The sequence below is a fragment of the Paenibacillus sp. FSL W8-0187 genome (assembly GCF_037969755.1).
Taxonomy (GTDB): domain Bacteria; phylum Bacillota; class Bacilli; order Paenibacillales; family Paenibacillaceae; genus Paenibacillus_AQ.
This window is the reverse complement of record NZ_CP150206.1, coordinates 2,901,104-2,927,632: the sequence shown is the minus strand read 5'-3', so window position 1 is coordinate 2,927,632 and position 26,529 is coordinate 2,901,104. Positions and strand designations below refer to the sequence as shown.

The window sequence follows — 26,529 nt, the reverse complement described above, 5'->3', positions numbered from 1 at the left end:
CTGGTATATGATTAATATTTACGTTGCATGTTCCCAAACGTTTCAAAATTTTTTTAGAAGTTGTTCAAAACTCACAATTTTGGAACACGCATTTTTTAATATGCTCGTTCATATTGCTTGGGGACTTTCTGTCCTCCATCAAGCGCCTTGGCTGCATGAACAGCCCAGTAGGGATCGCGGAGCATGCCCCGGCCAATCGCTACCAGATCCGCTTTGCCTGACAAAATCACCTCTTGCGCGGCATGGTAATCATCCAGCAATCCTACCGCAATAACAGGCACCTTTAACAGCTGTTTGAACTCTGCTGCCAGATCCACCTGATAACCGGGCTTCGCTTCCGGACCTCCATTGGCGCCGACCTGGCCTTCTCCCCCCGAGGAGATATGAAAAATATCGACGCCGGCATCGCGGTAACGTTTGCAGATCTCCGCACAGTATTGCACATCATAGCCGCCGTCCACATATTCTTTTGCAGATACTCTCATTATGATCGGCATGCCTTCGGGCAGGACTTCCTTAACGGCTTGAACAACCCGCTCTCCGAACAGAGGAAGGTCTTGACCATATTCATCACTGCGCTGGTTCGTTAGCGGCGAGTGGAACTGATGAATGAGGTAACCATGGGCGCCATGAATCTCAACGGTATCGAACCCGGCCTCAACAGCTCGACGCGCGCCTTCCTTGAAGGCTTGAATGATCTCTTCCACTTCCGCCCCGGAAAGCATCTTGGGCATTTTGTAATGGGAACTGAACGGAATCGCAGAAGGGGCTACTGACGGTTCTGCATCCTGCGCTTTTCTTCCGGCATGCCCAAGCTGGATACCAATCTTGGTTCCATAAGAATGCACACTCTCCACAATACGGCGATAGGCTGGGATCTGATTATCGTCCCATATCCCCGTGTCCTGATTCGTTATGCGTCCATCAGGATGGACACCTGTCATTTCTACAATAATGAAGCCAGTACCTCCAACGGCACGGCTGACGTAATGAACAAAATGCCAATCATTCGGAATCCCGTCCTCAGCTTGAACGGAATATTGACACATCGGTGGCATAACAATGCGGTTCTTGAGGGTCAAATTCTTGAAATTGTAAGGTGTAAACAAGTCTGCCAAGCGATTATCTCCTTCCATATCCAAATGATCAAGATGTAATAACCAATCTGTTACCGGTTATTATACACCTTTCTGAGGGAAAACTAAAAAACATCGCATTCCCATATTGAGGATAATCGCACGATCAACTGGGCATACCATATTAAAAAGCGAAAGGGGTCGATCGTGATGTTCAATCGATACCGTGCAGGAAGCTGCCTGTTGTGTATCCTGTTATTCTTTTTCATGGTGCCGGACATCTCGGCACACGCATCCGATGTACATAGTTTGTCACTTCAACCCCAGGACACTTCTGTCATGTCGGAATCCGGCCAAATCTTGGATCATGCCAAGCGCAATAAGACCCAAAATTCAGACGATGCGCCGTCTTTAAGTCAATTACTGAGAAAATATCCGGATACCTTTCGCTCCAGCGGACCCCGGATCAAACAGATCGCTCTGACCTTTGATGATGTCCCGGATCCCCGATTTACCGGAAAAGTACTGGACGTCCTCAAAAAGTTTCAGGTAAAAGCCACGTTCTTTGCAGTGGGGGAACGGGCCAAAAAACATCCCGATCTCGCGAAACGAATCCATGATGAAGGTCACGCCATTGGCAATCACTCCTATAATCACGCCCAGCTGAACAAGTTGAGCCTGGAGAAATTCAAAGGCCAAATCGAACGTACCAACACGATCTTGAAATCCCTAACCGGAGTGGACCCTCGGCTAATCCGTCCGCCTTATGGTGATATCAATGAAGAGCAGCTTCAGTGGGCACGTAAAAACGGATACAAAGTCGTGAATTGGAATGTCGACTCCCTCGATTGGAAAGGGCTGAGTAAGGAAGAGGTGAAAAGCAACATTTTATCAGCGGTCGGGCCAGGCTCGATCGTACTCCAACATGCCGGAGGTGGCGTGGGATCCAACCTAACCGGAACGATCGAAGCACTCCCGGACATTATTACCGAGCTGCGGAGTAAGGGATATAGCTTCGTCACACTCCCGGAGATGTTAGGCGTGTCAGAGTCGAGATAGATCTGAATAACAAAAAAAGACGGCTAACTGGAGTTTGGATCCAGTCTAGCCGTCTTCCGTATTAGAATGATTATTTCATGAGGATGAATTAAATTATTCGATAATGAACAATTTGATATCCTGAATGCCGAATTGATTCACGGATGATTTTGAACCTGGGATGAAAATATCAATCCTATTCCCTTTAATAGCTCCACCAATATCACGAGCTTCTGCCACAAATGCCTTTTTCGGCAGTCCTGGATGCTCATGTCCTGTTACAAGCACCTTGGTACCGAGCGGAATGATCTTGGGATCGACAGCGATGGTGCCGAGCTCAAGGGAATTTCCGAAGTAATCAACCGCGCCCCAACCACCGTTCTCGCTTGCTGCAGAAGAATAGGCAGTAGCCTTGACCGACAATGCTTTGCTGTAATTAAACGTCTTGCCCCATGCTTCCACCACGTTCTTCTCAGGGGAAACGCTCAAGCTGGGCGTAAATCCGGTGGTTCCTGGAGCGATAGGTGCAGCAGATGCCGTCGAGTTCATCGATACCGTCCCTGGAATGGTGATTTTTAGTCCCTGGTATATATTCGTTGCCTTAATCGCAGGGTTAGCCTTTATCAGCTTGTCCATATTAACGCCGTACTGTTTAGATAAGAAGTAGAAGGTATCGCCGTTCTTCGCGACATGCACGGAGCTTGCATGGGCTTGCAGTCCCCCTCCGGCGAAAGTCAGGCCGAGTACAACGGCTGTAACGGTAAACCATTTTGCTGTTTTTCCAGCGATCTTATTATTTTTGTTAAGTCCATAATTTCTAGTCCATGATTTCATTTGTTGTAACATCTAATAGATGCCTCCTTTTATGTAGCCTGGTAATTCGGATGTAATATGTCAACGAACATCAATATATCACAATTTTGTAACCTATACTGCAAGCAATTGTTACCAATAAGCAAACAAAAACAGCGCCAATTCCTGAAACGATCAGGTATGGCGCTGTTTTTGTTTGTTACAATGTAGAAATAAAAGTTACAAAACCTTACTTAAAAACTCTTGCGTACGAGGATGAGTCGGATTGCCAAACAACTGGTCCGGCGTGCCTTCCTCTACGATTTTACCGCCATCCATGAACAGGATCCGATCTCCCACTTCCCGGGCGAAACCCATCTCATGGGTGACGATAACCATCGTCATACCGCCTTCGGCAAGTTTCTTCATTACTTCCAGTACCTCACCCACCATCTCAGGGTCCAGTGCGGAGGTTGGCTCATCAAACAGCATGACATGCGGCTGCATCGCGAGTGCGCGGGCAATGGCAATTCTCTGCTTCTGTCCACCGGACAGCTGGGAAGGATAAGACTCCTTCTTGTCCTGCAGTCCAACCGACTTAAGCAGCTCGTCTGCAGTAGCCTCGGCTTCCTTTGCCGAAACACCCTTCACCTGAATTGGAGCAAGCGTAATATTATCGATGACCTTCTTGTGAGGAAACAGATTAAACTGCTGAAATACCATGCCCATTTTCTCACGGGTTGCATTGATATTGTGATTCTTGGCGGTGATCAGCTCACCCTCGAACGAAATTTCGCCGCTGGTCGGCACTTCAAGCAAATTAAGACATCGCAAGAAGGTACTTTTACCGGAGCCGCTCGGTCCGATGATAACCACCACTTCTCCTTTTGCAATCTCAATGTCAATGCCCTTCAAGATTTCCAGCTTGCCAAACGATTTATGAAGATCCTTAACGGTTATCACTTGCACTCAACTTCCTTTCCCAGACACCCAGAAACTTCGAAAGAACGAATGTCAGTATAAAGTAGATCAGGGCAGCCACAAGCAGCGGATTCAATGCCGCATAGGTACTGCCGCGCAAAATCTGGGCTTGATACATTATGTCCGCCACACCGATGAAGGAGACGATGGAGGATTCCTTAATGATGACAACAAACTCATTACCGATTGCAGGCAAAACGCCTTTTAGCGCTTGCGGCAAAATAATGTGGCGCATCGCTTTGCCCTTGGTCATTCCGAGGGAGCGTGCAGCCTCCAATTGACCGCGGTCCACGCCTTGAATGCCGGCACGGAATATTTCAGCCAGATAGGCAGCGCTGTTGATAGAAAGCGTCAAAATACCCGACTGGATCGGTGAGAGTTTAATATCAAACGCTGCCAAGCTGTAATGGATAATAAACAACTGGACCAGCATCGGTGTACCACGGATGATCTCGATATAAGCGGAAGCCAACAACTTAAGGATTTTAACACCCGACATCCGCATTAAAGCGATAATCAATCCGAGAATGAAACCGAAAAATACACCAAGAGCCGAAATAAGCAACGTAAACTGGATTCCCTTGGCGTAATAATCGCGATATTTCCAAAAGAACTCAAATGTGTTCAGATTCTCTGCTTTACGGCCTGCAGCCAGGTCGCTGGCCTCGTCGACAAACTTCTGGATCTGGTCATTCTCCTTCAAACGCTCAAGTGTAGCATTAATGCTCTTCAGCAGCTCTTCGTTCCCTTTACGAACCCCGATGGCATAAGCGTCGTTCTCAGCCGTCGGTTTAGCGTCCGTGATCACCATGGTCGCTTCATTCATATTGGTCTTCGCGATTGGATACTCAGCGAGAACAACATCCACGCGCTCGGATTCCAGTTGCAGCAGCAAGTCCGGGATTTTATCCAGTGATATCACGTTGGCTTTCGGAATTGTTTTTGCAATGGACTCCTGAATGGAGCTCTTCTGAACCCCAATGCGAGCTCCCTCCAGGCTTTCAAGCGTGTTGAACTTGAGTGCATCTTCCTTACGAACGACAACCGATTGTTCCGCAGCATAATAAGGCTCGGAGAAATCGATGCTCTTTCGGCGCTCTTCTGTCGGATTCATGCCCGATATGACAAAATCCACGCGTCCGCTCGTCAGCTCCGGCAAGAGAGCATCAAAGGAGGTATCCTTAATAATGAGCTCGGCGCCAAGATCCTTGGCGATTTCCTTCGCAATATCGATATCAAATCCGACGATGGTATCCACGCCATCTATCGTTTTATGGAACTCATAAGGTGCATAATCGGCACTCGTGCCGAGAATCACCGTTTTCTTCTCACCCTCCGCATGAACGATACTGCCAAATGACAGCACGACCACCATGAACAGGGTCATCCACGCTGTAAATTTACGTTTCATATGTCTCGTTTCTCCCCTAACTGTTACAAATAAATTCAACCACAGAAAAAATGCAACTGAGTCATTATAAAACAGGATGCATGAATATGCAATGAAAATTCATGGGTTTCATGAACAGCACCCTTATATTAAACCCTACATATGGCGTCTACTCCACTATTTTAATACAACGGTCAATTCATCATACCCTTAGCATTATGTTACTCATGATTCTTTTAATCATTTAAACAAATAAATTAGAGGGGTGAATCGATTGAGAGTCCATATTGTGGAAATCACTTCGCTATGTTAACCATTACGGGCCGTTCAATTTTTCCTACATATAAATGTAAATACAGGACTTTAGCATCATCCAGAAAGTGATACGAGGATCTATGGTAAGCAATCTTTCGACGATGCATAATCTCTCCGTCCCCTTCCCATCTTATAATTGCGCATAACATGCAGTACTTGATAAATAGGAAGGCTAGCCGGGCGGTCTCTTTCACTCCATGATTCATGCAAGCCAGCAGTTGGTTATTAATTAGCTATAGCTTTACTCATATAGGAGGTGTAACCATGCTGTTAGAAGCACTGTATCATGTTCCAAGAGATAAATGGGCTTATGCATATGATACGAAAACCATTCATCTTCGGATTCGAACCAAGAAAAACGACATTGATTCTGTTGTTGCCATGACCGGCGACAAATACGATTGGGACCGTACGTACTTCGAGATCACCATGGAAAAGGCCGCCTCGGATGACATGTTTGACTACTGGGAATGCGGAGTCAGGCCGAAATACAAAAGACTGTCCTACGGCTTTCGAATTCATGCCGGAGATGAAACGGTTTATATGGTGGACAGCGGAATCGGATGGGACTATCCTTATCCGCCTGCAGGTTACTTTGAATTTCCGTACATACATGAAGTCGATGTATTCAAAGTACCGGAATGGGCCAAGGAAGCCGTGTTTTATCAAATTATGACGGAGCGCTTTGCTAACGGAAACGCAGCCACCAATCCAGAAAAAACCGAGACCTGGGGCGGCAAGCCGGAGGTGGATAATTTCTTCGGCGGTGACCTGCAGGGCGTACTGGATCATCTCGATGATCTCGTTGACCTGGGTATCAACGCCATTTATTTTACTCCTCTCTTCCTCTCCCCCTCCAATCATAAATATGACACGGTTGATTATAAACAGGTGGATCCGCACTTTGGCGATAATGAGTTGTTGAAAAAAGTAGTAGATACTTGTCACGCAAAAGGCATCCGAGTGGTTCTCGATGCGGTATTCAATCACTGCAGCGAGGAGTTCCCGCCCTTTCAGGACGTGCTGAAGCACGGCGAGAAATCCAAGTATGCGAAATGGTTTCATGTGAACCAGTTTCCCTGCGAGGTCAAGGATGGCATTCCCAGCTACGATACCTTTGGTTTTTTCGGAAATATGCCGAAATTCAATACCGCCAATCCCGAAGTGAAGGCGTATTTGCTGGGTGTAGCCGAATACTGGATCAAGGAGATCAATCTCGACGGCTGGCGCCTGGACGTTGCCAATGAAATTGATCATCACTTCTGGCGGGATTTCAGACAGGTCGTCAAGAAGGCCAACCCTGAGGCTTATATCGTGGGCGAGGTCTGGTCGGACTCCTTAATCTGGCTGCAAGGTGACCAGTTTGATTCCGTAATGAATTATCCTTTTGCCGATAAGGTGCTGGAGTTCTTCAACGGCAACATGGATGGCCTCACGTTCGCCAACCGTATCGGCTCGATCCTGATGCGATATCCGCAGCAGACCAACGAAGTGGTCTTTAATCTGCTGTGCAGCCACGATACGCCGAGGCTGCTTACCCGTGTGGGAGAAGATATCCGTCGTATGAAACTTACGGTTGTATTTCTGTTTACATTCATGGGTACGCCGTGCATCTTTTATGGCGACGAAATCGGATTGACCGGTGACGGAGATCCCGATTGCCGCAAATGCATGGAATGGGATCCAAAGAAACGAAACCAAGAGCTGTATACGTTTTATCAAGGGATGATCGCGCTTCGGAAAAAGCATAAGGCGCTGAGACAGGGACGCTTCCGCTTCCTGCAAGCGAATCTCCATGATCCTTGCATTGTGTACGAGCGTGCGGACGAAACCATGCATTTTATCGTCTGGATGAACAACAGCAACTCGGCACGCACCATATCGCATCCTATCGTCACGACCGATTGGATTGATGCCGAGACAAAAGAGCCCGTAAAACCGGTAAACGGGACAATGCATATCGATTTAGAGCCTTATGCATATCGAATTTTATGCCGGCGATTGAAACATTAGTAAACTCATCTTATGTGATCAGACCAACTGCGCCATACATCTATACCGAACTTTAACGAGCACAGGGGTGCAAGGACAGCGCATAATTTGGCTATCCTTGCACCCCTGTGTCTTGTTATGGTTCAAGCCTGAGATTGGGTGATTTGATGGTATATCTCCTGGTATTCCTTGGCCGAAACGTTCCAGCTATAATCCCCGCCCAATGCGTTCTTAGTCACTTTACGCCAGTGCTCAGGCATGCGGTAAAGCGAGGTCGCGCGCCGGATCGTGTTCATCATATCATGGGCATTGTAATCCTTGAAAGAGAATCCATTCCCTTCTCCCGTATACTCGTTATATGCATGAACCGTATCATTCAGTCCGCCTGTTTCGCGGACAATCGGCACACTGCCGTAACGCATGGCGATGAGTTGGCTGATACCGCACGGTTCAAATTTGGAAGGCATCAGGAACAGATCGCTTCCAGCGTAGAAGCGCCGCGATAACGGTTCATTGAACCGAATCTGGGCCGACATTTTATTGGGATACCGATTCGCCGCTTCCTTGAACCAATGTTCATAAGACGGATCACCCGTTCCCAGAACGACAAATTGAATCTCATCATAGTAGAGCAGCTCATCCAGAATCCGGATGAGCAGATCGAGCCCCTTCGAATCGACCAGCCGCGTCACCATCGACATCAACGGAATATGTGGTGCTACCGGAAGGTTCAACTCTTCTTGCAAGGCAATTTTGTTCTGCGTTTTCTTACTCAGACCGCTCCGGTACTTCATCGCGATGTGCGGATCGGTCGCCGGGTTGTAGCTCTTAGTATCTATACCATTCACAATGCCGCTCAATCTCGAACCTTGGGCTGACAAAAGCCCGTCGAGTCCGTATCCGTAATAACCGGTCTGGATCTCCGAAGCATAAGTCGGGCTAACCGTCGTTACATGATCTGCATACACGATTCCCGCTTTCATGAAATTCACGTTTCCGTAATATTCTACGCCCTCCGCTGTAAAATGACGGCTGTGGATTCCGAGCAGATCGACCAGCACCTCGTACGGATATACGCCTTGATACAACAAATTGTGGATTGTAAATACGGTTCGAATTCCCGCATAGTAAGGATCATGTCGGTAGACATCTTCAAGGAGCAGCGGAATCATCGCCGTATGCCAATCATGGCAGTGAAGCACGTCCGGCTGAAAACCGATTACCGGCAAGATCTCGAGAACGGCGCGATTGAAGAACGAAAAGCGTTCGCCATCGTCCATGTAGCCGTAAATACCTTCGCGGCCAAAATAATATTCATTGTCTACAAAATAAATCGTGACTCCGTCCTCAACCAGGGACTCGATGCCGCAATACTGCTCGCGCCAGCCTACCCGTACCCGGGTTTCCCCGACATGCGCCATGCGCTCCCGGTAGTCGTCAGGAATGCCGCGATATTTGGGCAGAACCACCCGAATATCCTCGCCCATGCCGCGAAGGGATTTCGGCAAAGCAGCGATCACATCCGCCAATCCGCCTGTCTTGATGTATGGTCCACATTCTGAAGCTGCAAATAACAATTTCAATCCTGCTTCCCCCTTTGGATTCGTTTGGTTTTCCGTGCCGTCTTCTCTTTTACTACTGATGCCTTCAGTGAAACGTCCTCTTGTGCCTGCAACTTTCTGGAACGCGGCTTTTTCTTTAACACCACCATGCCTAGTGGAGGCAGCTTGATCTCCAGGCTGTGGGTTTGACCATGCCAGGTCTTCTTCTCTGCTTTTAAGTCTTCGTTGTTAACCAGTCCGGAGCCGCCATAATCGGTATGATCGGAATTCAATATTTCCACGTACTGTCCCGCTCTCGGTAAGCCGATCCGATATTGGTCATATGCCCAGGGCTGAAAATTAATGACGATGATTAGTGTATCGCTAGGTTTTGTGCCCATTCTCATGTACGATAAGACACTCTGCTCATGATCATCAGCGCTAAGCCACTCAAAGCCTTCCCACCTGTGATCCTGCTCCCATAGCGCCTTCTCCTCCACATACATGCGGTTTAACGCTGCCGTATAAGCCAACTGCTTCCGGTGGCTTTCGTAATCAAGCAGCAGCCAATCCAGCTGCTCCTGATCCTTCCATTCAATGAATTGGCCGAACTCTCCCCCCATAAACAGCAGCTTCTTGCCAGGCTGGGTGATCTGATATCCAAGCAAAATGCGGAGTCCTGCAAACTTTTGTTCATAGCTCCCCGGCATTTTATTAAGCAGTGATTTCTTCCCGTGGACAACTTCATCATGTGACAGCGGTAATGTAAAATTTTCTGAATAGGCATAACAAATGGGGAATGTTAGTAAATTATGATGGGTAGGCCGCTGATCGAATTCTTGCTCCACATAGGACAGCGTGTCATTCATCCAGCCCATGTTCCACTTGTAATTGAACCCAAGGCCCCCTTCATGCACAGGTGCGGTAACTCCTGCCCATGCGCTGGATTCCTCGGCCATCATCAAAGCATTCGGGTAATATCGAAACACAGCTTTATTCAATTCCTGCAGAAAGGATATCGCTTCGAGATTTTCCAAGCCACCATGTTCATTAGGTTTATACTGACCTTCGCGCTTCTCAAAATCGAGCCGGATCATGCTTGTCACAGCGTCCACACGAAGACCATCAATATGATACATATCCATCCAAAATAAGGCATTGGAGATGAGGAATGAAATCACCTCAGGCTTGGCATAATCGAAAGACAGTGTTCCCCAGCCCGGTTTCTCTGCTTTTTGCGAATCTGCGTACTCATAAAGAGGCGCCCCGTCAAACAGTCGAAGCCCGTGGGCATCCTTGGCAAAATGTGCGGGCACCCAGTCGAGCAGCACGCCGATACCAGCTTGATGCAGCTGATCAACAAGGTACATGAAATCATGGGGACTTCCGTATCTGCTGGTCAGCGCAAAGAATCCGGTTCCCTGATACCCCCATGAAAGGTCGTACGGATGCTCAGCCAAGGGCATGAATTCCACGTGGGTATAGCTCATCTCCAGCAAGTAGGGGATCAGCTGGTCCGCCAGTTCGCGATATGTATAGAACGAACCGTCCTCTTTTTGCCGCCAGGTTCCAACGTGCATCTCATATATGTTCATCGGCTTGGTGTAGGGGGATCTGTTCTTTCTTCTCCATGTTGCGTCGTTCCAATGATATCCAGAAAGATCGGTCACAACCGATGCGGTTGCAGGTCGAACTTCGGCGTGAAACGCGTACGGATCCGCCTTCAAGAACGTTTCTCCATACGGTCCCGTGATATGATATTTGTAAAAAGTTCCAGTCTTCATCCCAGGGAAAAACCGACTCCAAATTCCCGAATCGGGTATCCTATATAACGTGTCCTGGGAACCGTCCCAGCCGTTCCAGTCTCCGGCAAGACCCACCTGCCTTGCATTCGGAGCCCAAACCGTAAAACGCACGCCTTCAACTCCATCTTCCGTAGCACGGTGTGCACCCATGGATTGGTAACTGTGAAACCAGGTTCCTTCATGAAATAAATACAATTGTTCCGGAGTCATGTTTCCTTCCCTAACTGCTTGGTTCAATCATCGTCACCCGCTTTTTCTTTATAAATCCAAATATTATTAGTGCTATTACCCCATTCTAACCATGTTGAAAATAAAAAATGTCCCTGAAAAATAATTTTGTAATTTTCATTTTACTTTTTCAATATAATCGTTTCAAACCCCGGGAATGTCGTTTATGTAATGTACAACGTGAAAATACATTGGGAGGGAAACGTGATGAAGAGAAAAGACTGCATTGCTATGCTTCTGGCCGGTGGAGAGGGTAAACGATTAGCTCCCCTTACGTCCAAGCTGGCAAAACCCGCCGTTCCATTTGGCGGACATTATCGTATAATCGATTTTCCTCTCAGCAATTGTGTGAACTCCGGAATCGATACGGTTGGAGTCCTAACACAATATGAGGCAGAATCATTACACGAACATATCGGTGAAGGTGAACCCTGGGGACTAACACATACAGGACGTGAAGGCATCGCTCTGCTTCCATCCAACAGCACACACCAAGATGGATACTTGGGTACAGCAGACGCCATTTATAAAAACATTCCATACATCGATGATCAAAATCCCGAACATGTCCTTATTCTATCCGGGGACCATATTTATCAAATGGATTACCGCGAAATGCTTGAAGCCCACATACAGCAGGAGGCACCTGCCACGATCTCCGTGATGGAAGTGCCTTGGGAAGACGCCAGCCGGTTTGGCGTCATGAGCGTTGACGACAATCTCAATATCATTGAATTTGCCGAAAAACCGGCAGAACCGCAAAGCAACCTCGCCTCGATGGGCATATATTTGTTCCGTTGGGACTATCTGAAGCGGCACCTCATTGAGGATGCGGCTGATCCCAACTCCAGCCATGACTTCGGGAAGGATGTCATCCCTAAGATGCTGTCCGGAGAAGAGTCGCTGCTTGCGTATCGCTTCCAGGGCTACTGGCGCGATGTGGGTACTGTAGAAAGCCTCTGGGAAGCCCATATGGATGTGCTTAGCCAAAACGAGCTTGTTCTGGAAAGATCCGATTGGCCCATGTATACCCGTGCATGGAAGACCAAACTTTCGGCAGCGCGGAACCGGAATACGGAACACACAGACTGCTTGATTCATGACCAATGCACCTTCGAAGGAAAAGCCAAGAGTTCCGTTATATTCTGCGGTGCGGAGATCGGCAAATACTCCATCGTTAAAGACAGTGTGGTCATGCCGAATGTCAAAATCGGCAAGGGCGCTCATATCGAGCATGCCATTATCGGTGAGGGAGCAATCATCAAGGATGGAGCGATTGTAAAAGGAACTCCCGGCAACGTAGTGGTTGTTGGACCTTATGAGACCGTACTTCCGAAGCCAACCATTCGTACCCAGCCGTCCCGACTGCTTCAGGATGTATACGAAAAAGGACGCTTGCGGGCGAATGTCTCTTCATCCTAAACGAGTTCTTCAACAACATATTACCTCTGAGAGATCAATTTCTTCAGACTTTTATACAAAAAAGCGATCCGTCACGGATCGCTTTTTCTCATGTATCGTGCCCTGCTGACTGTGTTTCAAGCGCATGCGACTTAGGTTTTATAAAACTGTAAAATTATGAAATAAAACGCTTCTCATATAAATTCACGACACGACCACCCATATCCTGCTCAGCCACGAACTGAAATCCTTGGCGCTGATAAAATTGATTCAGCGTTGGCAGATGAGTTACGCAATCCAGTCTGAAACCCTGCTTACCCATGGATAACAAATACGATTCCGCAAAGGAAATCATCTTGGTTCCAAGCTCCAGTCCCCGATAGGAGGCGCGTACGGTCAGCCGATGCAGATAACCATATGCCGGATCATCCCGCTCTCCCCAATAAGCTGGATCTCCATACTGTAACGTGAACATGCCGACGGCGACATCTTTATGCCAGAGGATAAACACCTCACGCTCCGCCAGGTACTGCTCCATCAAGTCGAAGGAGAAGATAGAAGGACTCCACTGCTTGCGCCCTTGCTGTTCCATCATCTCTGCCGCTTCCTTGAGAAGCGACAGCATCACTCCTGCCTGTTCTGCCTCAGCCACTTTTAATTCAAACAGACCTTGCTCAGTAGAAAACGTTGCTGCTGTGTGTCCCAATTCCGCACTCCCCCTTTCAAAACAGCCCCACAAAGTGGAGACTATGCTTCGATGCTTAGTCCAAATACTTTGCGGGGAGCCCCAATACAATACCCCACAAAGTGGAGCCTATACCTCGATGCTTCATCCGAATACTTTGCGGGGATCCCAAAACACTGCCCCACAACATATAATTGCGAATACAGTACGCTTCGCTGAAAACTTAACAATTCTGTACTCTTGAGAAAAGCTTTGCCGGTAACCCGGCAAAGCTTATACGGTCGGTCCGGCTAAGTCATCCTCACCGTTCTCTAATCCGCCGGCCATCGGTATTTTCCCTTCAGGCAGCGGCAGCTTGACGATAACGGATGTTCCGTGCCCGAGTTCGCTTTCCATCTCCATCGTGCCCCCATGGAGCTCAATGAGCTGCTGCGTAATCGCAAGGCCCAGTCCCGTTCCCCCATTAAGCGGATTAACCTGGAAGAATCGATCCTTTACCCGCCGCAGATGTTCGTCCGATATGCCAATACCGTGATCTTCCACGGTTACGATCACAAACTTGTCTTCCATAGCGAAGGACAGGTTGATCACGCCGTTCTCATGCGAGAATTTAATCGCATTATCCACAATGTTCAGAAACACCTGCTTCAAGCGGTTGGCATCCCCATAGATAATCGGCTTTTCATCGGTCTCCAGTTTGATTTGGACGCCCTTCTTCTCGGCCTTGGTCCACAGATTGAGCATAATCTCTTGCAGAAGCTCCCGTAAATTCACGATACCCTTCACAAGCTTCATCTCATTCTGCTGGAGCTTGGAGAAGTCGAGCAACTCTTCTACAAGACCGATCAAACGATCGGTTTCCTTAGAAATAATCTGCATCCCAATCTTCGTTTCTTCCGGATCATAGCCACCGGAGTCGAGCGTTTCACTCCAGCCCTTAATGCTTGTGAGCGGAGTCCGCAGCTCATGCGAAATGGATGAAACAAAATCATCCTTCACCTGATTGCTTCGTACAATCTCCTGCGCCATGTAGTTCAGGGTTGACGACAGCTCACCAAGCTCGTATTTATAATCGCCTTTGATTCTCACGTTAAACCTGCCCTTGGCCATCTGCGCAGATACCGTGGTAATGTTGTTGAGCGGCTTTACGATGGAGTTGGCCAGCCCAATGCTGAAGGCAAGCACGAGCGCTAGCACGGCCCCACCGATGCTGATGGCAAACAGCGTGATTTTCATCAGCTTGTCGTTAATGAACTCAAGCGAAGTCACATAGCGAAGAATGTACGTTTTCTCAAATCCGTTCGAAACGGTTTGAGATACAGCCATTACGATCTGCCCCGTACCTTGCTGCTTACCAATCCAACGGCCCGTATTTCCTGCAAGCGCTTGGGTGACATCACTGGTCTTGATGGTCTGCTCTATTTCGAAACCGGTGGATGTGGAGAGAACTTGACCACCCGGATTCAAAATTTGAAGCTCCGTTGTATACAATTCAAAATGGCGAACCATCTCGCTCAACTGGTTAGCGTTCTCCGACGAGGTTAATCGGAAGGGCTGATAAAAGGCGTCGGCGGTATTAATGTGATTCAAAATATGATTGCGTACCGTATCGTAATAATACGATCGTAAAGCGATTAGAAAAATAACCTCAATCAGCAGCAAGGCGATGAACACTACCAGGAAGTAGTGCAGCACGATTTGCCGCCGAATGCCTTTTTTGATGATCATTGTCCCTGACCCTTCCATTTATAGCCGTGTCCCCATACCGTCTGGAGGTATTCCGGCTCGGAAGGATTGCCTTCGATTTTTTGGCGCAGTCTCCGAATGTTCACGTCCACGATTTTGGGGTCACCCATATATTCTTTGCCCCATACATGATCGAGCAGCACATCACGACTAAGCGGCGTGTTTTCTTTCTCCAGGAAAAACTGCACCAGCGAAAATTCTGTTGGCGTCAGCTCCACCGGCTGCCCGTTCTTCTTAAACTGCTTGGAGATCAGATCCAGCGTAAAGGGACCTGATTGAAACGATACCTTGGCGGTTCCCGCACGCTGGACATTCACCCTCCGCAGTAAAGATTGCAGCCTGGCGATTAACTCCGTCGGACTGAACGGTTTGCTTACGTGGTCATCGGCACCAACGGAGAGGGCATACACTTTATCCTGCTCCTGAACTTTTGCCGTCAGGAAAATAATACCGATCCGCTCGTTCGTTTCCCGAATTCTGCGGCAAACTTCAAATCCGTCAATCCCTGGTACCATGACATCAAGCAAGGCGATATCGATATCTGGCGTCGTTTGCAGCAAACGAAGGGCTTCGTTGCCATCCCCAGTCTCCAGGACGTCAAAGCCGTTTCGTTTCAGATTAATTACGATAAAACTGCGGATAGATTCTTCATCTTCTAATATGAGCACTTTACTCAAGGTCTAGTTCCCCTTTCTTTCGATAGGAGCCACATTATTGCTGTTTGGCTTTTTATCTTTTTTACTCAATTTCAGATCGCCATGACTGCGATAAGCAATTACGCGGTTTTTCTCCTTCACCAGAATCTCCCAATCGGATTCGGCTTTTCCCCACTGGGCCTTTGAAAAGAATTTAATCTCGGCAACGGACTCTCCCGTGTCGGTCGTCACAAAATTCAAATAAGCATTTTTGTTGGATTCCGGCGTGATGGTAATCTTATTATACATGTCTGGCGGAAAGTCCAGATAGAATCGATTGTTCATATCGTAGTACCTTTGGAGCACGAATTGAAGCCCTTCTTTTTCGTTGTTCTCCCGTACCACTCCGTCCCACTGGAAGTACGTGGTGAAGAACGGGATCTCTTCCAGAATAAGCCGATCCTCCCAACCGCTCGGTCTCGTAAGAACACCAAACTCTAAAATACCGTCATCATTCACATCTTCGCTCTCTACAGGCAGTTCCTTGTAGGTAAGCAATTCATCCTGAAGGACGTCAATAAACTGGTTATCCTCCATAATGATGAGTTTGGAATAAGAAGAGTTGGATACAACTGAAGCGTCCAAGATGATACCTTCTTTGTCCTTGGCCACTTTACCTGCGACAACATTGTAATAACTTTCGATATTCGGTCCCAGATCCAGCTTGTTCAGCTCGACAAAGGCGTCCTCGTATTTATCGTATTGATAGGTGCTGATATACGAGAGCTCTTTCTGTTGAAGATAGACAACCGTAATATCGTTGATCTTATCCCCGTTCATATCTCCGATATTAAAGTGTGTGTATGGCAAAGCCGGTATTTTTTCAAGCGAATTCCCGGAGAATGAATACACGGCCAGCAGGTTCTGAAGATTCTCTTCTCCGCGTGAGAAGCCGGCTACGATGTCGACCTTGCCGTCATTCGTAAAATCAACGAAATCAAACGACTCCAATACCGTCCCTTCTCCGTCGAAATCAAGATTCTTCACCCATGTGTCGCCTTGCTGCTGCATGATCATGCCATGGATTTTCACTTCATCGTCCGGCGTCTGATAGAAGACGACAGCTTCCAAAATTCCGTCATTGTCCAGGTCCTGAATACGGATGGAACTGCTATCCACGTCACTTCGCGGCCGGATAATGGCGGCATTATCCAGCTTATTCTTCAGAAGCGCAGATTGGATGGCGCCATTCAGCGTCGCTTTATCCGTCGGCAAATCCGGTTTCTTCATTAAAGAGACCGGGTCCTGAATAAAGGTGCAGCCGCTTATGATCCATAGTAACAAGCCTGCCAAGAGGGCTTGCATCACTCTATATTTCAATAAGATCAACTCATTTCTATACATTCACCTGGCGTCTTTGGTGATCGATAATTACAGTCTTGACTTCTCCCCATGGGTTAAACGTCTTCCGGTCACATCCACGGCCAGCTCTCCGCCGGATAGACCCATGATCCGTGTGCAATACTTCTCGGCTAGCTCCAAGGGTATAACGGTAAATACGGTTAAACGTTCTTCCTCGCACAAGGTTTTAAGTGTCTTCAATACGTGCTCAGCCGAGGCAGGATCGAGTCCCGTGACCGGCTCGTCCGCCAAAATCACCTTGGCACCATGAACAAGTGCGCGGGCAATAGCAATCCGCTGCTTCTCGCCGCCGCTTAACTCGCCGGCTTTTCGTTTGGCCTTGTCCAACAACCCAAGGTGCTCGATCGTGTCCATAGCTCCCATATAATCATCAGACCGGACCATCCCGGTTACCATCCGCCACAGCGGTGTTTGGCTGGATTGTCCGATCAATACATTCTTAAGTGCCGTTCGATTCACATTCAAGGACGGGTTCTGCTCAAGATAAGCCCATTCCCGGCGAATTCTCCGTTTTCCCGCAGGATTCATCATATCTTCGCCATCAATCGTTAATTTGCCGCCGTCCCATTTTTGCTGCATGGATAGACAGCTCATTAACAAGCTTTTCCCGCTTCCGCTAGCACCGATCAGACCGATCATTTCCCCGTGCTCCATCTGAAAAGTGATATCCTTTAACACCGGTGTGCGTTCAGGACCCATCGTTTTCTTCAGCCGATCCACTTTAATCATGTTATCGTCTCTCCCGTCAAGTGCATATTCCTACTCTCTAGTTTAGAAGAAAGCGAAAGCAATTGCCATGAGAACGCATGTTTCTATTCTTGTGTTGATGTGGTTTTGACTTTAAACCATAATCCCGTACAGGCAAACAGAATATACAATCCACCAAGCAGTACGAAGATCCCTCCGTTCCACCCCGTTTCCATGATGGCGCCCCCGGCATTCGGACCTGCTATGCTGCCCGCATTAAAATGGAAGGAAGCCACGACGTTGGCCGCCGGCAGCAGCACTCTGGGAAGGATATCCGCCGCATAAGCCAAACCGAGGGAGAAGAAAGAACCAACCAGGCCACCGGCCAGCGTTAATAATACTAAGGTTGCCCAGAAATTCGTTCCTGCTGCAGGAATGAGCAAGAAACAGCAGCCGCCCACAATACCGGCGATCGTCAGCACCCGTTTGCGTCCGAATTTATCACTCCACATGCCGAGGGGAAGCTGCAGCACCAGACCGCCGATGCCGACAAAAGGAAGCAACGCCGAAATTTCGCCCAATGTAAATCCGCTTCTTAACCCGTAGACCGGGAAGTTGCTGTTAATTCCTGCTTCCATATAGCCGTAGAGAAACGCGGGAATCAACGCAAACCAGGCCAGGCGGTAGCTTTTGAGATAGCGTCCAGCTGGCTGCTGATCCCCATTCTCGCTTTTTTCCGGCTTCAAGTTCGGAAGTTTGAAGAGCACGACCAACAGAATGAACAAGAACAGCACGGCCAGAATTATAAAGGGTACCGCCTCGCCATACTTCAGCAGCGGAATGCCCAGCGGCCCTATGCTGAATCCTAAGCCGTAGGACATGCCATAAAAGGATATGCTTCGCCCCCGGTTCTTAACCGTTGACATCATCAGCACCCATAGCTGGGCGGCATAATGAAGTGCGCTATCGCCTATACCGACGAGCACACGCAGTACAAACCAGACGGCCACGCTTGGAATCAACGGAAAAGCAACCAGCGACAGCATCACGAGCACCAGTCCCGAAATGATCAGTTTTTTGAAACCGACCCAGCCGAGAAGTCTTTCCGCAACAAGTGTCATGGCAAATGAGCCTACATATAAGGCAGCCGCGTTCAATCCGTTCATGGAGGATGAAATGCCCATCCGTTCCAAAAATATAGCCAGCACCGGCAATAACAGTCCCTGGCTTAAACCAGCCGCAACGACGACGGCAATTAAAATGAAATAATGAGTTCTCCCCTGACGGGGGGTTACAGCTTCTGTCACTGAAATATAGTCCTCCTCTAATGTGAAAAAACGATGAATTTAAACAGTCAGATGAACATTATAGTGGACAAGCCCAATCCATACAAGCCATAATAATAACAATGCCATCAATTGGGAGGGTATCCGTTAATGAAATATAAAGTTAGTATCGATGTATCTATGGTCTACGAGCTGCTGGGCAGCTTCATGATATATGCAACAAGGAAATGGACCGATAACCTGGATATCGGAAAACAGCTGATAACAGAGATGGACGAGCGTTTACCTCAGCCTGTTCGCGTCCAGTTCAGCCGAGCCCGATCATGGCCGCTCGCGGATTATGATGTGTTATACGCCTTAATCATGCTTCGAGGAGAACACCTTGAAATCCCGGATTTTCTGAATTGGATTGAAACTTCCGCCGTGGAAGAGCTGCATGACCTGCTTCAGCCTCACTTGCCCTCCCTCTCGCGGGATGAAACATCTAGAATTCGAGAAAACTACACACCGCTGATGAAGCTGTGGCATGAGCACTACTTCTCGGAAGTGGAGCCTGACCTATATCAGCTCCTGGAAGACGATGCCGAAGAGAAACGAATGCTCCTTCCGAAAATGGATGACGAAAATTTGATCGAATATGCCTCAAGCGGGGTTATACTGGACGATGTGCCTCAAGAAAACGTCGTTTTGTTCCCGGGCACGCATTTCCGGCCGATCAATACCTATTGCTTCTATGAGAACGTACTCCTGCTCCAGTATCCTATCGATATCCCGGAAGAAGAGGAAGATGAGCCGCCCGTCGTTCTCCTCCGCATGACCGAGGCTCTCGCCGACCCGAAACGCCTGCGTCTCCTGCGTTATATTGCAGATGAGCCGAAGGCCGTGTCCGAAATGGCGTCCGAGTTGGGTCAGCCCTATGAGGAATTGATGCACCACTTGATGATATTGAGAGCAGCGGGCTTGCTGCGCTCCCATCTGAAGTCCGAGAATAACGAAAGATTCAGTCTGCGGCCGGATGGGGCTGCCGAGCTTCAAATGTTTCTGGAAACTTACATTCGACTTTCATAGCAAGAAGGAGTATACCATGAGTAAAACATCGCAACATATTATCTTCGACATGGATGACACATTAATACATTGCAACAAATACTTCAATCTGATTCTCGGCGATTACTTCGAGTGTATGACCGAATGGTTTCAACATGTTGGCTTGACTACTGAAGAAGTCCGGGCCAAGCAGATGGAAATCGACGTAGCCGGCGTAGATAAGCTGGGATTTGCAAGTGCGAACTTCCCGCAATCCCTAATTGATACGTACCATTATTTCGGCCGCATTCATGGAAGAGAAAACTCGCGCAAGGAAGAAGAGCTTCTCTACGAGTTAGGGCTCAGTGTATATGAGCAGGAAATCGAAGCCTACCCCGGCATGGTCGAGACGCTCGAGAAGCTTCAGGAAGATGGACACTGCCTCCACCTCTACACAGGAGGCGAGACTAAAATTCAGAAGCGGAAAATCAAACAGATGAAGCTGGCCGATTACTTCAATGACCGAATCTACATTCGCCAGCATAAAAATATTACGGCATTGGAAGAAATCCTCACGTTGGGGACATTCTCCCGCTCCGATACATGGATGATCGGCAACTCACTTCGCACGGATGTCGTTCCGGCGCTGACGGCCGGCATCAACAGCATCTATATCAAGCAGCAGCGCGAATGGCAATATAATCTGGTCGAGTTGAAGCAAGAGCCGCATAATGTGCTGTATACCGTTTCGGCGCTGACCGAAGTGCCCGAGGTCATAGAAGATCACTTAGATTAATCAAAACAGACCGAGCCGATCAAGGAGGGTATCCCTGGTTGGCTCGGTTTTTTTTATTTAACGGTGTCGCCTCACGATTTCACGGCTTCATTCGAGTCCTCTGCCTGAACGGCAAGCTTTCCGTTCCCTTCAGCAGCTAGGACAATCCTGCCTTTATACGTGCTGCCGTCCTCGTTTTTAAAGGATAATAGCTGAGTCTTTCCTTGAAGCAGCAAGGATTTCAGCATCGCATGCGAAACTTGTTTACCGGCAAATTCCTTCCAGATGACATAGTTGCAGCCGGTTTTGAAATTTGCGCAGCCATAGCCTTTGCGTCCTTCAATAATATGCCCTTCACATCCGGGTCTAGGGCATCGGCCTAATGAAGAGCGTACGGACGGTGCTTCACTTGAAGTGGAGGCATCCGACTTCGGAGTCCGCTTATCCGTACGTTCTTCCTTGTCGCGTGGGGCTGCGGCAACTTTCCCCGTGCTTCGCTTCCCTCTGCCTTTGGACTTGTCCTCGTCCCCGCCGAATAATGACGAAGGGGCCTGACGCTGCGAGGATACCTTATTGATGATCGAAATGGTAAACTTCTGCACGTTTTGCATGAACACGTCAGCGGAAGCCTCGCCCTTGGATATTTGGTGAAGACGCCGTTCCCATTGACCAGTCATCTCAGGCGAAGCGAGTAATTCTACGCCAGCATGCCGGATCAACTCCACCGCCGTCCTTCCCTTTTGGGTAACGGTGATTCTTTTGCCCTGCATCGTAATATATCCGACCTTCTTCAAGCGTTCAATGGTCGCTGCCCGGGTTGCCGGCGTTCCCAGACCGCTGTCTTTCATCGCATCCCGAAGCGCTTCATCCTCAATGGATTTTCCGGCACTCTCCATCGCCTTCAGCAAGGTACCTTCCGTATAACTCTTTGGCGGCTGGGTTGCCTTTTCTTTCACTTCGGATTTTTTGCAGTGTACCGGCTCATCGGGAGACAGATCGAAGGAACGGTCGTTCCATTCCTGAGTTTCTTCTTCCTCGTCCTCTTTCCCCTTTTTAGAAGACTTGGCTTTCTTCTGCTCTTTGTCCTGGGCAATCAGCACTTTCCAGCCTAGCGACAGCAATTCCTTGATTCCCGTCTTAAACGTTTCGCCCTCGACCTCGGTGAGCACCGTATGCTGCTTATACATCGCCGGCGGGTAGAAATGGGACAGAAACCGGAGGATGACCAGATCGTAAATATGCTGCTCTTCCTTGCTGAGTGTGCCCGGACGCTTTAACGTCGGCAAGATGGCATGGTGATCCTCAACCCGCTGCGGATTGCAAACCGCTTTATTATTTATGTGCACCCGGCTAGGATCCGCTCCTTCAGCCATCGATGCATAGGAGGTCGATTTCAACATATGAAGTGCCTTGTGCATGCCCTCGATGTTCTGTTCATTCACATAATTGGAGTTGGTACGCGGATATGAAATCACCTTGTGACGCTCATACAACGCTTGCGCAAGATCCAGCGTTTTTTTGGCAGAATATCCGTATTTGGCATTGGCTTCACGCTGAAGCAGGGTCAAATCATACAGTTTGAACGGATATTCTTTCGTTTCTTTGACTTCATATTTAGTGATGACCCCATTCTTCCCATTGACCTTGGATGCAATCGTCTCTGCTTTCTCTTGCGAGGTCAGCCGCTCTCCCTGCCATGTTCCGGTATACTCCAACTGTTCTTGTTTGAACACGGCCTTCACGTCATAAAACGTTTGCGATTCGAAGGCTTCGATTTCCTTCTGCCGGTCATAGATCAGAGCCAGAACCGGCGTCTGGACCCGCCCAACCGACAGTAATGTCTGATGACGGGTCGTAAAGGCACGCGATGCATTCATACCGATCAACCAATCAGCTTCACTGCGTGCGCGCGCAGCTTGCGTTAAATTCTCGAATTCAACCCCATCCTTCAGTTCCGCGAAGCCACGGGCAATGCTTTCCGCCGTTAAATCCGAAATCCATAGTCTTTTTACAGGCTGTTTCAATTTTAATTGCTGTTGGATAAGAGCGAAAATATATTGTCCTTCTCGTCCCGCATCACATGCATTTACGATATGGCTGCAGCGTTTGGCGACCTCTCCAATGACCTTCAGCTGATCTTTGGTTTTCGGATTCGGGATGATTTTGAATTGCTCCGGAATGATAGGCAGGTCCCGTAAATTCCAGCGTTTGTATTTCGGATCATATGCATCCGGCTCCGCTAGCCCAACCAGATGTCCGATAGCCCAAGTTATGATATATTGCTCACCTTCAAGATATGTACGGTTATTCTTAGCCCTCGGCTCGATGACCGCAGCGATGTTCCGTCCCATATCCGGCTTTTCGGCAATGACCAACGTTTTCAAATGACATTCTCCTCCCCGATGAGTCACCATGGCGCGGTGGCTAACTCCAAAAAGGACTTCGCTCTCGCGAAGTCCTTTTAACTACTATTAGTATGATAGCATATTTAGGAGAAGGATTAAACCAGTACGGTCGCACCCATCAAATATTTGTCTACCTCGCGTGCCACCTCGCGTCCTTCGTTGATGGCCCATACCACGAGGCTTTGACCGCGACGCATATCTCCGGCGGCAAATACTTTATCCACATTGGTCGTATATTTGCCATACGGTGCTTTCACATTGGAACGGCGATCCGTTTCTAGCCCCAGCTGCTCGACCAGCGTATGCTCCGGTCCGTCAAAACCGATGGCGATGAACGCCATTTGAGCAGGAAATGCCTTTTCTGTGCCCGGAATCGGTTGATACACTTTACGACCCGTTTCATCTACAATACGCTCGATTTGAACGGTATGAAGCTCCTTCAGATTGCCCTCTTCATCTCCGACAAATTTCGTAGTCATAATGGAGAATTCGCGTGGATCGTTGCCAAACAGCGCTTTGGCTTCCTCGTGTGCGTAATCAAGCGTATACACGTTCGGAAACTGTGGCCAAGGGTTCGCAATCGGATCACGCTGCAGCGGAGCCTGCTTATGCGTACCGAACTGAGTGACGCTGGTGCAGCCGTGACGAAGCGCTGTCGCGACGCAGTCGGAGCCGGTATCGCCGCCGCCAATGACGATAACGTCCTTGTCTTTTGCCGACAAGTAATTGCCGTCTTCAAGACCGGAATCCAGCAGGCTCTTGATGGTTCCGTTCAGATAATCCATCGCGTAATGAATGCCCTTGAGATCACTGCCCTCAATGTTGAATTCGCGCGGCTTTGTTGCACCGCCGCACAGTACGACGGCATCGTAGTCTTCCATCAGCTGCTTGGCGGGAATGTCCTTGCCGATTTCGGTGTTGACAACGAATTCGACGCCTTCAGCCGCGAGCAGATCGACACGGCGCTGAACAATGCCCTTGTCCAGCTTCATGGATGGGATCCCGTACGTCAACAGGCCGCCGATGCGGTCGGCACGTTCAAAGACGGTTACGGAATGGCCTGCTTTGTTCAGTTGAGCAGCAGCAGCCAGCCCTGCCGGACCAGAACCGACAACGGCTACGCGACGTCCCGTGCGCTTTGCCGGCGGCTCGGGAACGACCCAGCCTTCTTCAAAGCCCTTGTCGATGATCGCTTGCTCGATGGATTTAATCGTGACCGGCTCCCCAATCAAACCGACGGTACAGGAACCCTCACAAGGGGCAGGACATACGCGTCCGGTAAACTCAGGGAAGTTGTTTGTTTTATGGAGACGCTCCAAGGCTTCTCTCCACAAGCCCCGATACACAAGATTGTTCCATTCCGGAATCAGATTGTGAATCGGGCAACCCGAAGTGCCGCCGAGCATATCGATCCCTGTATGGCAGTATGGCGTACCGCAGTCCATGCAGCGTGCTCCCTGGGTCTGGAGCTCTTCTTCTTCTAAATGTTTATGAAACTCTTCCCAGTCTTTAACTCGTTCTGCCGGGCTCCGATCTGCCGGAAGCTGGCGCTGATATTCCATAAATCCTGTTGGTGTAGACATACTGCTTTACCCCCATCCGTTCTATCCATGCTGGTTACCATGTACAATTTATCATATCATAAATCATCCGACATCGATCTTCAGATGACCCAAGAAACAGGTTTCAGCCTGATTTATTTTTTCTATTTATGCTAAAAAAATTTTTATCAGAGCATGAATCCCCACGATTAGCGGCTATTTAAGCTGCGATTTGAATAAACATTAAAAATATAGTAGCATTTCGCTTTTCTCCTGTTAAATGGACTATATGCATGATCATTTGTACTATCCTACTATCAAAGTGTTGTCAACATGAATGGATTGGAGGATGTCTATCCCGTTTAAGCTCACCAACAAGCTCTTTATTTTCGTTCAAATGTAACAAACCGGTAGGCATATGGATTTTTCTCATCTGTTATGCCGGGAACTTCTTCAATAATCCTCCATTCATCCCAGTTCACTTCAGGGAAGAACGTATCCCCTTCAAAACTCTCATCAATAAATGTGCAGTACAGACGATCCGCTTTCGGCAGCATCAATTCATAGATCTGCGATCCGCCGATCACCATCAGTTCTCCGTTCTCCGCGTAGGGAAGGGCTTCATCGATATCATGGATCACGATGCCTTGATCCTCTGACAGCGTGAAGCTTTTGTCTCTCGTAAGCACGATGTTCTTTCGGTGAGGCAGCGGTTTACTGCCAAAGGAATCCCAGGTCTTGCGCCCCATCAGAATCGTTTTGTGCAGGGTCGTCTCCTTAAAAAAGGCCATATCCCGCGGCAAACGCCACGGCATCGTACCATTCAGCCCGATCACCTGATCCTTGCCCATTGCCCATATCATGGATATCATGACTCCAGTCTCTCCTTCCTATATATGTGATGTCACTGCAAACCCGCTTGAACTCTATTTATACAGCTACGGTTGCTTTAATGGTTGGATGATACTGGTAACCCTCAAATTCAAAATCTTCGAATGTATAATCAAAGATGCTCTCCGGCTTGCGCTTGATGACCAGCTTCGGCAGCTCATAAGGCTCACGTTCAAGCTGCGTTCTGACCTGTTCCATATGATTGGAATAGATATGGACATCGCCTCCGGACCAGATGAATTCACCCGGCTCTAGGCCGCACTGCTGGGCAACCATATGGGTGAGCAGCGCATAACTCGCAATGTTGAACGGCAGCCCAAGGAAGCTGTCCACAGAACGCATGGTAAGCATACAGGAGAGTTTCCCGCCCGCCACGTAGAATTGGAATACAAAATGGCATGGAGGCAGCTTCATGTTATCGATCTCTGCCACGTTCCAGGCACTGACGATATGCCGCCGGGAGTCGGGATTGTTTTTAATCGAATCGATGACATTGGCAATCTGATCGATATAGCGTCCATCCGGCGTTTCCCATGCTCGCCACTGCGAGCCATAAACCGGTCCCAAATTGCCGTCCTCATCCGCCCATTCGTCCCATATCCGCACGCCGTTTTCTTTCAGATACCGGATATTCGTTTCCCCGCTTAAGAACCACAGAAGCTCATGGATCACCGATTTCAGGTGAATCCGCTTGGTTGTCATCAGAGGGAAGCCTTTGGAAAGGTCAAAACGCAGCTGTCTTCCAAATACGGATAACGTTCCCGTCCCCGTACGGTCCCCTTTCTCTACTCCATGATCAAGAATGTCTTGCAGCAGCTCCAAGTATTGTTTCATGTATAGTCACCTCACTAGAATCTCATATCAACAGTCT

General features: G+C 48.5%; 21 protein-coding genes. 5 read left to right on the top strand and 16 right to left on the bottom strand.

Annotated elements, in window-relative coordinates; translation table 11 throughout:
* Positions 1-95: 95 nt before the first annotated feature.
* Positions 96-1,118, bottom strand: a complete 1,023-nt coding sequence (locus MKY48_RS13145; RefSeq protein ID WP_339293098.1) for an NADH:flavin oxidoreductase/NADH oxidase — start codon at positions 1,116-1,118, stop codon at positions 96-98.
* 168 nt (positions 1,119-1,286) lie between these two features.
* Here MKY48_RS13145 and MKY48_RS13140 point away from each other — a divergent pair, with 168 nt between their 5' ends.
* Positions 1,287-2,135 carry a polysaccharide deacetylase family protein gene (locus tag MKY48_RS13140; RefSeq protein ID WP_339272441.1) on the top strand — a complete coding sequence of 283 codons (849 nt, stop codon included), beginning with the start codon at positions 1,287-1,289 and terminating at the stop codon, positions 2,133-2,135.
* A 93-nt stretch (positions 2,136-2,228) separates the two neighbouring features.
* Here the strand turns inward: MKY48_RS13140 and MKY48_RS13135 are convergent, their stop codons facing one another.
* From MKY48_RS13135 to MKY48_RS13125, 3 genes are all read right to left on the bottom strand, one after another.
* Positions 2,229-2,960 (bottom strand): 3D domain-containing protein, encoded by a 732-nt coding sequence (locus MKY48_RS13135; RefSeq protein WP_339293097.1) that lies wholly within the window; start codon positions 2,958-2,960, stop codon positions 2,229-2,231.
* 186 nt (positions 2,961-3,146) lie between these two features.
* Positions 3,147-3,869 (bottom strand): amino acid ABC transporter ATP-binding protein, encoded by a 723-nt coding sequence (locus tag MKY48_RS13130; RefSeq protein WP_339293096.1) that lies wholly within the window; start codon positions 3,867-3,869, stop codon positions 3,147-3,149.
* A complete protein-coding gene (locus MKY48_RS13125; RefSeq protein ID WP_339293095.1) occupies positions 3,856-5,298 on the bottom strand; it encodes an ABC transporter substrate-binding protein/permease in 1,443 nt (480 codons plus the stop codon). Before MKY48_RS13125 ends, MKY48_RS13130 begins: the two co-directional genes overlap by 14 nt.
* Before the next feature lie 558 nt (positions 5,299-5,856).
* Between MKY48_RS13125 and MKY48_RS13120 the strand changes: the two genes are divergently transcribed.
* Positions 5,857-7,605, top strand: coding sequence for an alpha-glycosidase (locus MKY48_RS13120; RefSeq protein ID WP_339272434.1), 1,749 nt, complete (start codon positions 5,857-5,859; stop codon positions 7,603-7,605).
* A gap of 122 nt (positions 7,606-7,727) precedes the next feature.
* On the opposite strand, the gene glgA is transcribed toward MKY48_RS13120, so the two are convergent.
* Positions 7,728-9,167, bottom strand: a complete 1,440-nt coding sequence (gene glgA / locus MKY48_RS13115) for a glycogen synthase GlgA (protein ID WP_339293094.1) — start codon at positions 9,165-9,167, stop codon at positions 7,728-7,730.
* Positions 9,164-11,140, bottom strand: a complete 1,977-nt coding sequence (gene glgB / locus MKY48_RS13110) for a 1,4-alpha-glucan branching protein GlgB (protein ID WP_339293093.1) — start codon at positions 11,138-11,140, stop codon at positions 9,164-9,166. Before glgB ends, glgA begins: the two co-directional genes overlap by 4 nt.
* Positions 11,141-11,365: 225 nt before the next feature.
* Here glgB and MKY48_RS13105 point away from each other — a divergent pair, with 225 nt between their 5' ends.
* Positions 11,366-12,580, top strand: coding sequence for a glucose-1-phosphate adenylyltransferase (locus MKY48_RS13105; protein WP_339272431.1), 1,215 nt, complete (start codon positions 11,366-11,368; stop codon positions 12,578-12,580).
* 154 nt (positions 12,581-12,734) lie between these two features.
* On the opposite strand, the gene MKY48_RS13100 is transcribed toward MKY48_RS13105, so the two are convergent.
* The 6 genes from MKY48_RS13100 to MKY48_RS13075 all read right to left on the bottom strand — a co-directional run bounded on the left by MKY48_RS13100 (position 12,735) and on the right by MKY48_RS13075 (position 19,041).
* On the bottom strand, positions 12,735-13,265 hold the full coding sequence (locus tag MKY48_RS13100) for a GNAT family N-acetyltransferase (protein WP_339293092.1): 531 nt from the start codon (positions 13,263-13,265) through the stop codon (positions 12,735-12,737).
* A 252-nt stretch (positions 13,266-13,517) separates the two neighbouring features.
* Positions 13,518-14,972 carry a HAMP domain-containing sensor histidine kinase gene (locus MKY48_RS13095; protein ID WP_339293091.1) on the bottom strand — a complete coding sequence of 485 codons (1,455 nt, stop codon included), beginning with the start codon at positions 14,970-14,972 and terminating at the stop codon, positions 13,518-13,520.
* Entirely contained in the window at positions 14,969-15,667 is a 699-nt protein-coding gene (locus MKY48_RS13090) for a response regulator transcription factor (protein ID WP_076321185.1), read from the bottom strand. Before MKY48_RS13090 ends, MKY48_RS13095 begins: the two co-directional genes overlap by 4 nt.
* 3 nt (positions 15,668-15,670) lie before the next feature.
* Positions 15,671-17,005, bottom strand: a complete 1,335-nt coding sequence (locus MKY48_RS13085; protein ID WP_256720407.1) for a VCBS repeat-containing protein — start codon at positions 17,003-17,005, stop codon at positions 15,671-15,673.
* A 51-nt stretch (positions 17,006-17,056) separates the two neighbouring features.
* A complete protein-coding gene (locus tag MKY48_RS13080) occupies positions 17,057-17,776 on the bottom strand; it encodes an ATP-binding cassette domain-containing protein (protein ID WP_100536497.1) in 720 nt (239 codons plus the stop codon).
* 83 nt (positions 17,777-17,859) lie between these two features.
* Positions 17,860-19,041: an MFS transporter gene (locus tag MKY48_RS13075; RefSeq protein WP_339272425.1), complete on the bottom strand. Its 1,182-nt coding sequence runs from the start codon at positions 19,039-19,041 to the stop codon at positions 17,860-17,862.
* Between the two features lie 129 nt (positions 19,042-19,170).
* On the opposite strand from MKY48_RS13075, the gene MKY48_RS13070 reads away from it, so the two are divergent.
* Complete coding sequence (locus tag MKY48_RS13070) at positions 19,171-20,088, top strand: helix-turn-helix domain-containing protein (protein ID WP_076321182.1); 918 nt, start codon at positions 19,171-19,173, stop codon at positions 20,086-20,088.
* A 16-nt stretch (positions 20,089-20,104) separates the two neighbouring features.
* Positions 20,105-20,842 (top strand): HAD family hydrolase, encoded by a 738-nt coding sequence (locus MKY48_RS13065; RefSeq protein WP_339293090.1) that lies wholly within the window; start codon positions 20,105-20,107, stop codon positions 20,840-20,842.
* Positions 20,843-20,913: 71 nt separating this feature from the next.
* Here the strand turns inward: MKY48_RS13065 and MKY48_RS13060 are convergent, their stop codons facing one another.
* The 4 genes from MKY48_RS13060 to thyA form a co-directional block, all read right to left on the bottom strand.
* The gene (locus MKY48_RS13060) at positions 20,914-23,205 is read right to left on the bottom strand and encodes a DNA topoisomerase 3 (RefSeq protein WP_339293089.1); all 2,292 of its coding nucleotides are present in this window, start codon (positions 23,203-23,205) and stop codon (positions 20,914-20,916) included.
* A 116-nt stretch (positions 23,206-23,321) separates the two neighbouring features.
* Positions 23,322-24,809, bottom strand: a complete 1,488-nt coding sequence (locus MKY48_RS13055; RefSeq protein ID WP_339272420.1) for a glutamate synthase subunit beta — start codon at positions 24,807-24,809, stop codon at positions 23,322-23,324.
* A gap of 341 nt (positions 24,810-25,150) precedes the next feature.
* Positions 25,151-25,639 carry a dihydrofolate reductase gene (locus tag MKY48_RS13050; RefSeq protein WP_339293088.1) on the bottom strand — a complete coding sequence of 163 codons (489 nt, stop codon included), beginning with the start codon at positions 25,637-25,639 and terminating at the stop codon, positions 25,151-25,153.
* Positions 25,640-25,697: 58 nt separating this feature from the next.
* On the bottom strand, positions 25,698-26,492 hold the full coding sequence (gene thyA / locus MKY48_RS13045; protein WP_215154970.1) for a thymidylate synthase: 795 nt from the start codon (positions 26,490-26,492) through the stop codon (positions 25,698-25,700).
* Positions 26,493-26,529: the final 37 nt, after the last annotated feature.